This is a genomic window from Trinickia sp. HAY1-2D (genome assembly GCF_056754935.1).
The window spans coordinates 3,572,162-3,585,006 of sequence record NZ_JBPGWX010000002.1; the positions used below are offsets into that span (position 1 = coordinate 3,572,162).

The 12,845-nt window shown below is 65.4% G+C and carries 11 protein-coding genes; 2 read left to right on the forward strand and 9 right to left on the reverse strand.

All coding sequences use genetic code 11. The annotated features are described in order from the left end of the window. Positions 1-3: 3 nt before the first annotated feature. Positions 4-3,225 (reverse strand): efflux RND transporter permease subunit, encoded by a 3,222-nt coding sequence (locus ACR9ZC_RS23670; protein WP_481582122.1) that lies wholly within the window; start codon positions 3,223-3,225, stop codon positions 4-6. Positions 3,226-3,243: 18 nt separating this feature from the next. After that, complete coding sequence (locus tag ACR9ZC_RS23675; RefSeq protein ID WP_481582123.1) at positions 3,244-4,455, reverse strand: efflux RND transporter periplasmic adaptor subunit; 1,212 nt, start codon at positions 4,453-4,455, stop codon at positions 3,244-3,246. Positions 4,456-4,904: 449 nt separating this feature from the next. Between ACR9ZC_RS23675 and ACR9ZC_RS23680 the strand changes: the two genes are divergently transcribed. Further along, entirely contained in the window at positions 4,905-5,534 is a 630-nt protein-coding gene (locus tag ACR9ZC_RS23680) for a TetR family transcriptional regulator (RefSeq protein ID WP_331571977.1), read from the forward strand. Positions 5,535-5,571: 37 nt separating this feature from the next. Here the strand turns inward: ACR9ZC_RS23680 and ACR9ZC_RS23685 are convergent, their stop codons facing one another. Then, the gene (locus ACR9ZC_RS23685; RefSeq protein WP_481582124.1) at positions 5,572-6,219 is read right to left on the reverse strand and encodes a cysteine hydrolase family protein; all 648 of its coding nucleotides are present in this window, start codon (positions 6,217-6,219) and stop codon (positions 5,572-5,574) included. Between the two features lie 149 nt (positions 6,220-6,368). Between ACR9ZC_RS23685 and ACR9ZC_RS23690 the strand changes: the two genes are divergently transcribed. After that, a complete protein-coding gene (locus tag ACR9ZC_RS23690) occupies positions 6,369-7,406 on the forward strand; it encodes a GlxA family transcriptional regulator (protein ID WP_481582125.1) in 1,038 nt (345 codons plus the stop codon). Here the strand turns inward: ACR9ZC_RS23690 and ACR9ZC_RS23695 are convergent. From ACR9ZC_RS23695 to ACR9ZC_RS23720, 6 genes are all read right to left on the reverse strand, one after another. Further along, positions 7,363-8,115 (reverse strand): SRPBCC family protein, encoded by a 753-nt coding sequence (locus ACR9ZC_RS23695; protein WP_481582126.1) that lies wholly within the window; start codon positions 8,113-8,115, stop codon positions 7,363-7,365. The genes ACR9ZC_RS23690 and ACR9ZC_RS23695 overlap by 44 nt on opposite strands. A gap of 40 nt (positions 8,116-8,155) precedes the next feature. Then, on the reverse strand, positions 8,156-8,512 hold the full coding sequence (locus ACR9ZC_RS23700; protein ID WP_481582127.1) for a DUF427 domain-containing protein: 357 nt from the start codon (positions 8,510-8,512) through the stop codon (positions 8,156-8,158). A 122-nt stretch (positions 8,513-8,634) separates the two neighbouring features. After that, entirely contained in the window at positions 8,635-9,135 is a 501-nt protein-coding gene (locus tag ACR9ZC_RS23705) for a carboxypeptidase-like regulatory domain-containing protein (protein ID WP_481582128.1), read from the reverse strand. An 86-nt stretch (positions 9,136-9,221) separates the two neighbouring features. Then, positions 9,222-10,709 (reverse strand): DegQ family serine endoprotease, encoded by a 1,488-nt coding sequence (locus tag ACR9ZC_RS23710; RefSeq protein ID WP_481582129.1) that lies wholly within the window; start codon positions 10,707-10,709, stop codon positions 9,222-9,224. A gap of 102 nt (positions 10,710-10,811) precedes the next feature. Next, on the reverse strand, positions 10,812-12,110 hold the full coding sequence (locus ACR9ZC_RS23715; protein WP_481582130.1) for an ATP-binding protein: 1,299 nt from the start codon (positions 12,108-12,110) through the stop codon (positions 10,812-10,814). A 33-nt stretch (positions 12,111-12,143) separates the two neighbouring features. Then, positions 12,144-12,806: a response regulator gene (locus ACR9ZC_RS23720; RefSeq protein ID WP_440560277.1), complete on the reverse strand. Its 663-nt coding sequence runs from the start codon at positions 12,804-12,806 to the stop codon at positions 12,144-12,146. Positions 12,807-12,845 lie beyond the last annotated feature (39 nt).

Below are 12,845 nucleotides of genomic sequence, written 5' to 3' on the forward strand. Positions count from 1 at the left end.
ATGTCACTGTCCTTCGTTGCGGGGACCACCGCCCGCGCCACTGTTGTCGCCATCGTCACCTTCGGGCTTCGGCGCATGATGCGCTTGGGCCAAGCGCGCGGCTTCGTCGGCATCCTCGGTCTCGCCCGAGAACTTCGCGCGAATGACGACGAAGAACATCGGGATGAAGAAGATCGCCAGGAACGTTGCGGTCAGCATCCCGCCGATCACGCCGGTACCGATCGCGTGCTGGCTGGCGGAGCCCGCGCCGTTGCTGATCGCAAGCGGCATCACACCCAGAATGAACGCCAGCGATGTCATCAGAATCGGCCGCAACCGCAGCCGCGATGCTTCCATCGCCGCCTCGACAGGTCCCATGCCTTCCTTGTGCTGCAACTCGCGCGCGAATTCGACGATCAGAATTGCGTTCTTCGCCGAAAGCCCCACCGTCGTCAGCAGACCGACCTGGAAGAACACGTCGTTCTCGAGCCCGCGCACCGTGGCGGCCAGCAGTGCGCCGATCACGCCCAACGGCACCACCATGATGACCGAGAACGGAATCGACCAGCTTTCATACAACGCGGCAAGACACAGGAACACGACGAGGATCGAGATGCCATACAGAATCGGCGCCTGCGAACCCGACTGGAGCTCCTGATACGAGAGCCCCGTCCACGAGTAGCCGATCCCGGCCGGCAGTTTGGCGGCGATCCGTTCCATGGCCGTCATGGCCTGTCCCGTACTCTTGCCCGCCGCGGCCTGCCCTTGAATCTCGACCGCCGAGATCCCGTTGAAGCGCTCCAGTTTCGGCGAGCCGTAGGTCCATTGCCCCGACGCGAACGCCGTGAACGGCACCATCGCGCCCGAGCCATTGCGCACGTACCACTTCGACATATCCTCGGGCGACATCCGGAACGGCGCATCGGACTGCAGGTAGACCTTCTTGATCCGGTTGTCCGTATCGAGGAAGTTGTTCACGTACTTCGACGCCCACGCAATCGAGAAGGTCTGGTCGATCGCTTCCGCGGTGACACCGAGCGCCTGCGCTTTTTCGCGGTCGATATCGACTTTGAACTGCGGCGTGTCATTCAAGCCGTTCGGCCGGACCAGCGCAAGCGTCGGGTCCTTGGCCGCCATCCCGAGCAACTGATCGCGCGCCGCCATCAGCGCCTCGTGGCCATGCCCCGCGTTGTCGGTCAGCTCGAAGTCGAAGCCGGACGCGGTACCGAGCTCGGGGATCGACGGCGGGTTGAACGGTATGACGAGCCCGTCCTTGTAGTTCGCATAGTGCATGAACATCCGCTGAATGACGGCCTGCACCTTCTGGTCCGCATGCTGCCGCTCGCCGTAATCCTTCAGCCGCACGAAGACGAGACCCGAGTTCTGGCCACGGCCCGCGAAGCTGAACCCGTTGACCGTGAACACCGATTCGACGACCGATTTCTCTTTGTTGAGCAGATAGTCGGCGATGTTCGCGAGGGTCTTGCCCGTCGTCTCTTGCGTCGAGCCTGTCGGCGTACGCACGAGAATGAACGCGTAGCCCTGGTCCTCGTCAGGCAGGAACGACTTCGGCAAGCGCACGAACAGCAGCCCGATCGCGACGATGACGACGATATAGATCAGCAGCCAGCGGCTCGAACGGCGAATGACGTGATGCACGCCTTTCTGATATTTCTCGCGGCTCGTGTTGAACGTGCGGTTGAACCAGCCGAAGAAGCCCGTCTTTTCCTCGTGATGGCCCGCCGGTATCGGCTTGAGGATCGTCGCGCACAGCGCCGGCGTCAGAATCAGCGCGACGAGCACCGAGAGCACCATCGCCGCGACGATCGTCAGCGAGAACTGCCGGTAGATCGCACCCACCGAGCCGCCCGAAAGCGCCACCGGCACGAACACGGCCGAGAGCACGAGCGCCACGCCGACGAGCGCGCCCGTGATCTGGCTCATCGCCTTTCTCGTAGCGTCCCGGGGCGATAAGCCCTCCTCGGCCATGACGCGCTCGACGTTCTCGACCACGACGATAGCATCGTCGACGAGCAGACCGATCGCCAGCACGAGCCCGAACATCGAGAGCACGTTGATCGAAAAGCCCACCGCGTTCATGATCGCGAAGGTACCGAGCAGCACCACCGGGACTGCGATCGTCGGAATCAACGTCGCGCGCAGGTTCTGCAGGAACAGGTACATGACCAGGAAGACGAGCACGATGCCTTCGAGCAGCGTCTTGATCACTTCCTCGATCGACAGCCGCACGAACGGCGTCGTGTCGTACGGGTACTTCACCGCAAGACCGTGCGGAAAGTACCGCGACAGCTCTTCTACACGCTGGCGCACGAGCTTGGCCGTCTGCAAGGCGTTGGCACCCGTGGCGAGCTGGATGCCCATACCGACGGTCGGCTGACCGTTGTAGGCGGTGTCGACGTTGTAGTTTTCGCCGCCGAGCTCGATGCGCGCAACGTCCTTGATCCGCACCTGCGAGCCGTCCGGATTCACCTTCAGCAAGATATCGCCGAACTGACCGGGCGTGCGCAGCAGCGTCTGCTCGGTGATCGTCGCCTGCAGCATCTGCCCCGGCACGGAGGGCGTCCCGCCCAGCTGGCCGGCTGCGACCTGCACGTTCTGGTTCTGGATCGCCGTCGAGACGTCGACAGGCGTGAGCCCGTAGTTCGTCAGTTTGTTCGGGTCCAGCCAGATCCGCATCGCGTACTGTGTGCCGAACAGCGACAAGGTGCCGACGCCGTCGATACGGCTGATCGGATCCTGAATGTTCGAGGCGACATAGTTCGCAAGGTCGTACTTGTTCATGCTGCCGTCTTCGGACACGAACGCGAGCACGAGCAGGAAGCTGCTGCTCGATTTCGTCACCTTCGTGCCGAGTTGCTGGACGACCGACGGCAAAAGCGGCGTCGCGAGCGAGAGCTTGTTTTGCACCTGCACCTGCGCGATGTCAGGATTGGTGCCGGCGGCAAACGTCAGCGTGATCGTGGCGGTGCCCGAATCGTCGCTCGTCGAAGATAGATAGAGCAGGTGATCGAGGCCGCTCATCTGCTGCTCGATGACCTGCGTCACCGTATTTTCGACCGTCTTCGCCGAGGCGCCCGGATACGACGCGCTGATCTGGATCGACGGTGGCGCGATCGTCGGGTACTGCGCGATCGGCAGATTGAAGATCGACGCAATCCCCGCCAGCATCAGGATGATCGCAATCACCCACGCGAAAATCGGTCGATCGATAAAAAACTTGGCCATGTAACGGGCTCCCCTCTGTTACGCGCCGGACGCGGGCTGCGATGCCGAAGCCGGCTGCGTGGCAGTGGCGGTGGAGGCGCCGGATGCCGGCGCCGCGAGCTGGGCCGGTACGGCCTTCACGGCCATGCCCGGACGGACTTTCTCCGTGCCCTGAACGATCACGCGGTCGCCCGGATTCAAGCCGCTCTCGACGATCCAGTCGGGGCCGCGCATGCCCGCGGTCACGAGCGGACGCGGCGCGACCTTGCCGTCGGCACCGACGACGAGCGCGCTCGCCTGTCCTTTCTGGTCGTGCGTGACGCCGACTTGCGGCACGAGCATCGCGCGCTCGTTGACGCCCTCCTCGATGCGCGCGCGCACGAACATGCCCGGCAGCAGGACCCGGTTCGGGTTCGGGAAGATCGCCCGCACCGTGATAGAGCCCGTCGACTGATCGACGGTCACATCGGAAAACTGCAGCTTGCCCTGCTGTGCGTACGTCCTGCCATCTTCGAGAATCAACGTGACCTTCGCGGCGCCCGGTCCGTTCGTCTTCAAGCGCCCTTCCTGGATTTCGCGACGCAGCTTGAGCCCGTCGAGGCTCGACTGCGTGAGATCGACGTACATCGGATCGAGCTGCTGAATCGTATCCATGAGCGTGGCCGCGCTCGCCTGCACATACGCGCCGGGCGTGACTTGCGACACGCCGGTGCGGCCCGTGATGGGCGCGACGACGTCCGTGTAGCCGACATTGATCTGCGCCGTCTGAACGGCGGCCTTGGCCGACGCAACGTCCGCCGCGGCCTGCCCCTGCGCGGCAACGGCATTGTCGTAGTCCTGCTTGCTGACCGCGTTCGCGGCCACGAGCACCTTGTAGCGGTTCGCCTGGGCCGCCGTGCTGGCGAGATTGGCCTGCGCCTTGGCCAGCGACGCCTTCGCACTATTGAGCGAGGCGATATACGGCGCGGGGTCGATCTTGTACAAGCGCTGGCCGGCCTTCACTTCGCTACCCTCGGTGAACTCGCGGCGCAGCACGATACCGTCGACGCGCGCACGCACCTGCGCCACGAGGAAAGCGCTCGTGCGCCCCGGCAACTCGCTCGTGACGGGCACGGCGCTCGTCGTGACGGTGACGACGCCCACCTCGGGCGTTTGCGGCGGCGGTGCCGACTGCTTTTGTCCGCACGCCGCGAGAATCATGGCAGCCGTCGCGGTAGCGATCAGGCGAAGAGGAACCGTTTCGACACGCATGGAGCGACCTCTGATCAATGACTGGGAACAAAGTAGGCCCGCTGCGCCCCATTCCCGCGAGGCGCGCGGCGCGACTCATGTCGCGAAACGCTTGAAGACGACGGCCCCGCGAGAGGGCCGGGCGCACGGCACGTCAGGCGCGCGGCGCCGCGCTGAGATACCGGCGGCGCGCCATCGAGCGATGGCGCAAAGCTGGCGCGCGATCCCGCGCGAGACTGCCAGGGACCGATATTACCGGGAATTCGCACTGGACCATTCAAACGTAGGACGGTATTGTATATACATTCATCGATGTATGTAAAAGGTTTTCGTTGCGAAACATGCTTACTTCGAGCAACAATTCGCGCCTGTAATACGCGGTAATCAATCGATTCGTTCTATTCGTCCGACTGTATCGTTACAGACGCGTGACTGCCGGGAATCGACGAAGCCGCCAAGCGGAAAGCAAGATGGTCAGGAAAACGAAAGAAGAGGCACGGGAGACGCGCAACCGGATTCTCGATGCGGCAGAGCAGGTGTTTTATGACAAGGGCGTGTCGCGGACTTCGCTCGCCGACATCGCTGCACAGGCGGGTGTCACGCGCGGCGCGATCTATTGGCACTTTGCGAACAAAGCCGATGTTTTCACGGCGATGTTCGACCGCGTCTTGTTGCCGCTCGACGAACTCTCCGCCGGCGATGGCGAGCCGCCCGATCCGCTACTGCGGCTCGCCGAGAAACTCAAATGGTGTTTGCGCGCGGCGGCTGTCGATCCGCAGCGCCGCCGCGTCTTCGACATCCTTTTTCTGAAATGCGAATTCGTCGATGAGATGGGGCCCGTCAAGGCGCGCCATCAGGCCAGCATGGAAGAAGGGCTCGGCAAACTCGAGGACGATCTGCGCGCGGCCATCGAGCGCGGCCAGTTGCCGCCCGATCTCGATACCCAACGCGCAGCTCTCTTTCTGCACGCGTTCGTCGGAGGATGTCTGCGCGATGCACTGATGCTTCCGCCGAGGATCGATCTCAGCGCGCACATCGAAGCATTCGTCGATGCGTGCCTTCATACGCTGCGTACGAGCCAGGCTCTGCGCGGCGCGTGAACGCACGTAACGCAAAGCCGCTCGCCCCGCCAGCCCCCTACGCCTGGGCCGGCATCGCCACGGCGCGCCGCCGGGCGGCCTGATTCGAAGCGTAGATCGTGCTGCGCTCGAGCGGCTCGCCCGCTGCAAGCGCCGCGAGCCAGGTATCGGTATCGGCCACGGATGCGAAGCGCGACTGCAGCACCACGCAATAGACGCGATGAATCTCCTGCGCGCTCGCAAAGCCTGCGCTGTTCTCGTAGCGCACTGAACCGGAGGCGTCGGAGAGAAACTCGACGGCGAAACCCGCGTGCAGCGCGTGAACGATGGTCGATGCGTCGCAGTTGTGCGTCATGTAGCCGACCACCGTCAACGTGTCGATTTCCTGCTCGGCGAGCCACTGAGCAAGGTCGGTCCCCGCAAACGCGCTTGGCAGCGATTTTTCGACATAGTGATCGCGCTCCCGGCCGGCGACTACCGGATGCAGTTCGGCTCCCGGCGTGCCGCGCGCAAAAAGCGGCGAGCCCGCTGGCGCGAAGTTCTGGACCACGACGACCGGGACGGAGGCGGCGCGAGCCGCATCCATCGCCCGCCCGATATTGGCGAGCGAGCTCTGGACGTTCGGGAATTCGATCGGCAAATCGCCGGTGACATATTCGTTCTGCACGTCGATGACGACGAGTGCACGGCGCGGCAAGCGAGACATGATGAGCTCCTGATGTCGAAGGGGTCCGCGAGGCGGAAGACGGACTCCATTCTTCCGTCCCGGGCCGCCCGCCGATAGTGGCCCGAATGACATTAATCGATATAATCGGGCCAATCCAATCGCCGCATTCACCCTCCGATAAGAGTTTCATGCGCCATCCGAACGCTGGCTCGCCTGACGCCGCGCCCATCGTCGCTGTCGTCGCTTTCGACGGCATCAGTCCGTTTCATCTCTCGGTGCCGTGCATCGTCTTCGGTGAGGACTACAGCGCGGGGCATGTGCCGCGCTTCGATTTGCGCGTGTGCGCATGCCGCGCGGGCGATCTTGGAACAAAGGCGGGATTCACGATTACGGCAGCGCACGGGCTCGATGCGCTGGATGTCGCCGACATCGTCATCGTGCCGAGCTGGGACGGCGCCTTTCGCGAGCCCGGGGACGCGCTGATCGCCGCATTGCGGCGCGCTCATGCGCGCGGCGCGCAATGTGTGGGGCTGTGCCTCGGCGCGTTCGTCCTGGCGGCCGCGGGTCTGCTCGACGGTCGGCGCGCGACCACGCACTGGGCGTGGGCCGGCGAATTCGCCCGGCGCTACCCGGCCGTGGAGGTCGATGCGTCAGTGCTCTACGTCGACGACGGCGATATTCTGACCTCCGCCGGCACCGCAGCCGGCCTCGACTGCTGTTTGCATGTTCTCCGTACGCGCTGCGGCGTGCAAGCCGCGAACTACGTCGCTCGCCGACTGGTCGTACCGCCGCACCGCCAGGGCTCGCAGGCCCAATTCGTGGAGCAGCCGGTCGGCACCGACGCGCGCGACGCGCGGCTCGTCGCGCTGCTCGATTGGGTCCGTGCGAACGTACACGAACCCCATACGCTCGACTCGCTGGCCGAACGCGCGCTGATGAGCCGACGCACCTTCACCCGGCGATTCCGCGAAGCGACGGGCACCACTGTCGGCGCATGGCTGCTCACGGCACGGCTTTCACGTGCTCAGCAGTTGCTCGAGACGACCGACGAGAGCGTCGATGCGATCGCCGAATCGGCGGGCTTCGGCTCGGCCGTCTCGCTGCGGCAGCATTTCGCCGAGACATTGAAAACGTCGCCGAGCGCATACCGTCGCGAATTCCGCGGCGCGGCGCAAGCGGTCGCTACTGAAGGCGGTGCAGCAGATAAAGCAACGCGCCGACGATGATGATGGCAAGCGCCCAGGCCCACGGCGGCATCGCTCGCGGTTCGCGGCGTTCGAGCCCGTGCGAACCGCGCGCGCCCAGCAGCAGACCGCTCAATCGGCCCGAGGCGGGCGACGGCGCGTCGACGTGTGGACTCCGGTGCACGAGGCCGGCCAGATTGATGGGCCGCAGGAACACATGCTGGCGCCGGCTCCATCCGGCAGGAGCCGCACGATTGGGCCGCTTGCCGTGCTTGGCCTCGACGACGGCGGCGAACTCCGCGAAGAAATCCTCGGCCAGCGCTTGCAGCGCATTTTCGATCTGCCCCGGCGGCAGCGCGGCCAGCGGCCCGGTAAGCGTTGTCCAGATCGCGTAATCGATGCGCGTGGTCTCGGCCGCATCGCCGGACCCGGCAGGCTCGAGTGCGATCTCGAGCTGGCCCCGCAGCGAACCGACGCCGGCCGCGCCAGCCTTGAAGTTGATCACGCGATGCAATACGCGAGCAGGCTCGCGCTCGGGTGAGTCTTCGACGTCCGCGAGATGCAGCCGCACCTCGTAGCGTCCTCGGAGCGGACCGACAGGCACGGTGAACGTCAACGCGAATTCGCCGTCGGGCAATCGGGTGAACGTCTCGCAGTTCTCGAGGCTTGCGCGCACGAGCGCGAGGTCCGACAGCGCTTGGGCTACGGCGGCTGGCGCAAGGTCGACGCGCACTGCATCGGTCAGCTCCATGACGACTCCCTTCGCTGCATGCGCGGCTCCTCGCGTCAGCTCACGATGTCTGGTCGATTCGATCGACGCGCTCGCTGAAAAACGCCAGGCAATCCTTGATCGCGGCAGCGGATTCGTACGGCGACTCGTAGCTCCAGGCCACGTTCTGGATGACCTCGCCGTCTTCCGTGCGCAGATGAAAATACGAGGCATCGCCTTTGTAGGGGCAATGGGTCGTCGTGTCCGAACGCGAGAAGCGCGTCATGTTGACGTCCTCGCGCGGGAAGTAGAAAACATCTTGCAAGCCGGTCTCTCTGAGCGTGAATCCCCGGCTCGTGTCCGCCAGCGTGATTCCGCTGTGGATCACCCGCAGACGATGCGGGTTGGGCTCGATATCGACGCGATGGGCATTCGTCATGGCGATTCCCTTGGCAAGGTTCGAACGGAGATGCGCCTTTGCGGCAATGCAAAAAGCCACGGGCTTTCACCCGTGGCTTCCATTATCAGACAAAGATCGCGCACGTGCGCGGCTGGCGTGCGCTACTGCGTGTTCCAGTGGAAATCCGCGTGCGCGCCGGGCTTGCCGGTGACGGTCACCGCGCGCGTTTGCTCCTGATCCTTGTACTTCGCATGCACCGTGTAACGGCCCGGAGGCAGCTTCACGAGCATGTACGGCCCCTTCGAGTCCGTCGAAAGGACCTGGTCGTTGCCGGAACCTACGATCATCACGTGCACGTCGGCCAGATAGTCGGCCGTCGGTCCCGTGAAACGCAGCGACAGCGGCCACTCATGCGCAGCGCTCTTGAGCGCCGTCGACTCGTCCAGACCCACGCCGCCCGACACGTACGAAACCGCCCCCTCGTGCTGAATGGGCGGCATGCCGCCGCCGTTCGCGTTGCCGGCACTGGTCATATCGGTCGTCGTACCGCCGACCGTGCCGGAGCCGGAGGAGGCTTGCGCGAACGCACCGCCCGCGAATCCGAGGGCAAGGACCGCGGCCAGGGCCGAGAGTCTTGCTCGTTTGCTGTTGGGTGTTTTCATGGCATCACTCCTTTTTCTTCATAAAGAAGAGAGCCAGCAATGCCCGTGCCCGGCGGGGCGCGAGGCCCCGGCACGGGCAGCTGGTTTCAACCGAGATCGACCGGCACGAAGATCTGCGCATCGTTGCGCTGGATCAGCAGCGCGACACTGCTGCCGGCCTTCGCGATGATCTGCTTCAGCTGCTCCGGCGACGAAACCGGGCTGCCGTTGACGGCGAGAATGACGTCGCCGGGCAGGATGCCGGCATTCGCCGCCGGACCCGACGATTGCTGCACGACGAGGCCGTGATTCAGAGAGCTGCTGTTCTTTTCCTGCGGCGTCAGGGCGCGCACTGCCACGCCGAGGCGGCTAGGCGCGGCGCTCGCGGTGCTGTTGTCGGCCACCTTGGTGTCCGAGAGCGAGCCCAGCGTGACCGTCAGCTGCTTTTTCGACTTGTCGCGCCAGATGTCGAGCGTGGCCTTGCTGCCGGGCTTCATCGCCGCGATCTGCGCAGGCAGATCCGTCGAATCGCCGACCGCCGCGCCGTTGACGGCAAGAATCACGTCGCCCGCTTGCAGTCCCGCCTTCGCGGCCGGGCCGCCCGGATCGACCGAACTCACGAGCGCGCCGGCCGGTTTGGGCAGGCCGAACGAGTTGGCCAGGGTCTGATTGACGCCCTGCACCGCCACGCCGAGCCGCCCGCGGCTGACATGGCCGTTCTTCACGAGCTCGTCCTTGACACGCATCGCTTCATCGATCGGGATCGCGAACGACAGGCCCTGGAAGCCGCCCGTTTGCGAGTAGATCATCGAGTTGATGCCGATCACCTGCCCTTGCAGGTTGAAGAGCGGTCCGCCCGAGTTGCCGGGGTTGACCGGCACATCCGTCTGAATGAACGGCGTGTAGTTCTCGTCGGGCAGCGAGCGGCCCTTCGCGCTGATGATGCCCGAGGTCACCGTGTTCTCGAACCCGTACGGCGAGCCGATCGCCACCACCCACTGACCGACCTTGCTCTGCTGCGGATCGCCGATCTTCACGACCGGGAGATTCGAGGCATTGATCTTGATCACGGCCACGTCGGACTGCTTGTCGGTACCGATGACCTTCGCGCGGAACTCCCGCTTGTCGGTGAGCTTGACCGTGACGACGTTCGCGCCATCGATCACATGCGCGTTGGTCAGGATGTAGCCGTCATTGCTGATGATGAAGCCCGAGCCCAGGCTTGCGCTCGGGGTGGCGTCGGGCTGCGCGTCGCCATCGCCGTCGTTGAAGCCGGGGAACTGGCCGTAAAAGCGCTTGAAGAACTGATAGAACGGATCGCTCGGGTCGATCGGCAGTTGCTGCGCGCGGTGCGCCGTGCGCTTCACGACATGCTTCGCGCTGATATTGACCACCGCGGGACCATATGCCTCGACGAGCCCCGAGAAGTCCGGGATGCCCGTTTTTGCAGCGGCTTCGGCCGGCATCATCGGCGCGGCGTACGCAGCGGTGATGATCTGGGGATCGGCGTGGCGCGTGCCCGCCACATAACCTCCGGATACGGCGAGTGCAACCGCGACCGCGATTGCCCCGCGCGACAGAAATTTCCTGTTCATCGAATGGGCCTCCTTACTTGATGGTACGCAGAGTAAGGCGCGCGACTTAAAGGAACCTTAACGGTGCGGCAACCCGTCGCACGGGGCTCAGAGGCTCGGAGATCAGAACCGCACGGTGACGAGCAGCCCGCCAAGCGCGGCCTCGCCCAGTTCGATGGTCGCGCCGTTTTGCGTGGCGACGCGCTTGACGATGGCCAAACCGAGGCCGCTGCCCGAGACATCGGCACGGGCGCGCGCCGACGCATCGCGATAGAAGCGGTCGAACACGCGCTCACGCTCGTCTGCCGGGATGCCGGGGCCGCTGTCGGCGATCTGCACGCATGGCCGCCCCTCCTGCCCCGCCGTGAGCGTCACATCGATGCGCCCGCCCGGCGGCGTGTACTTGACGGCGTTATCGAGCAGATTGCCGAACATCGCGCGCAACGCATCGGCATCGGCCATGGCGGTGGCCGGCTGCGCGTCCTCGAAGCCCAGATCGACGCCGCGGCGCTGCGCGAGCGGCGCATGCGCGGCGACGCATTCGGCGAGCAACAGTCGCAAGTCCACCGAATCGCGCACGGCGCCCGCCGCCGGCTCGGCGCGCGCGAGCGCCAGCAGTTGCTCGGCAAGACGCGTCGCGCGCGTGACACCGGCCTGCAAATCGTCGAGCGCCTCGCGGCGCGATGCATCGTCGCGCGCCCGCGCCACGAGCTGCGACTGAATCTGCACCGCGGCCAGCGGCGTGCGCAATTCGTGCGCGGCGTCGGCCACGAAGGCGCGTTGCGTATCGAGTGCCTCGGTCAGCCGCGCGAGCAGGCCGTTCAACGCACGCACGAGCGGCTGCACCTCCAGTGGCAGCCGCCTGTCGGGCAGCGGATCGAGCGCTTCGGGCCGCCGTGCGTTGAGCGCGCGCGTCACGCGCGCAAGCGGCGCCAATCCGCGCCCGACGATCACCCAGACGGCAAGACCCAAAAGCGGCAGCAGCACGATGAGCGGCCACAGCGTGCGCAGCGCGACGTTCGCGGCCAACCGGTTGCGCACGGACACGGGCTGCGCGAGCTGAACGACGTTGTCGCCGACGATGGCGCCATACACGCGCCAGTCGCCCCGCTCGGTACGCTCGGTCGAGAACCCGAGCTCGGCGCGCGGCGCGAGCGGCGCGCGCGGATGGGAGTAGTACATCAGTGCGCCCGTGCGGCTCCAGATCTGGATGACGATGCCCTCGTCGGCCTCCTTGTGGGCGCCGAAGATCTGCGAAAAAGGCTCCGACGGCAGCGCGGCGGCGATCTCCTGCAACTGGTAGTCGAAGAGTTCGTTGGCCTCGGCGAGCGCCTGGCGATAGATGAGCCAGCCCGCCGCACCCACGCCCGCAACGACGATCGCGAGCAGCCAGACAAGCAGTTGATGACGAATGGAACGCATTGAAGAAGACGAGAGGACCGCGAAAGGAAGCGCTCAGGCGTCCTTCGCGATCATGTAGCCGAGGCCGCGCACGTTGCGGATGAGTTCCGCGCCGAGCTTCTTGCGCAGCGCGTGGATGTAGACTTCGACGGTATTGCTGCCGATCTCCTCGCCCCATCCGTACATTTTTTCCTCGAGCTGACTCTTGGAGAGCACGGCGCCGGGGCGCGCGAGCAGCGCCTCGAGCAGCGCGAATTCGCGCGCCGACAGCGCGACGGGCGTGCCGTCGAGCGTCACCTGATGCGCAGCCGGATCGAGGGTCAGCGTACCGTGACGGATGACGGACTCGCTGCGCCCCGCCTGCCGCCGGATCAGCGCCCGCATGCGCGCAGCCAGCTCGTCCAGATCGAACGGCTTCACGAGATAGTCGTCGGCGCCGGCATCGAGCCCCTTCACGCGGTCCGCGACGGCGTCGCGCGCGGTCACGATCAGCACCGGCATCGTCAGCCCGCGCGCGCGCATTGCGCGCAGCACGTCCAGACCGTCGCGCTTGGGCAGCCCGAGATCGAGCAGGACCAGGTCATACGGCTCCCCGGCCGCGGCGGTCAGCGCGCTTTCGCCGTCTTGGACCCAGTCCACCGCGAAGCCGTCGCCGCGCAGCGCCTTACGCACGCCTTCGGCAATCATCTTGTCGTCTTCGACCAGCAAAATCCGCATTGCATCCGCGCGGCCGACCGCGCCAGTGTCGCTCATGAC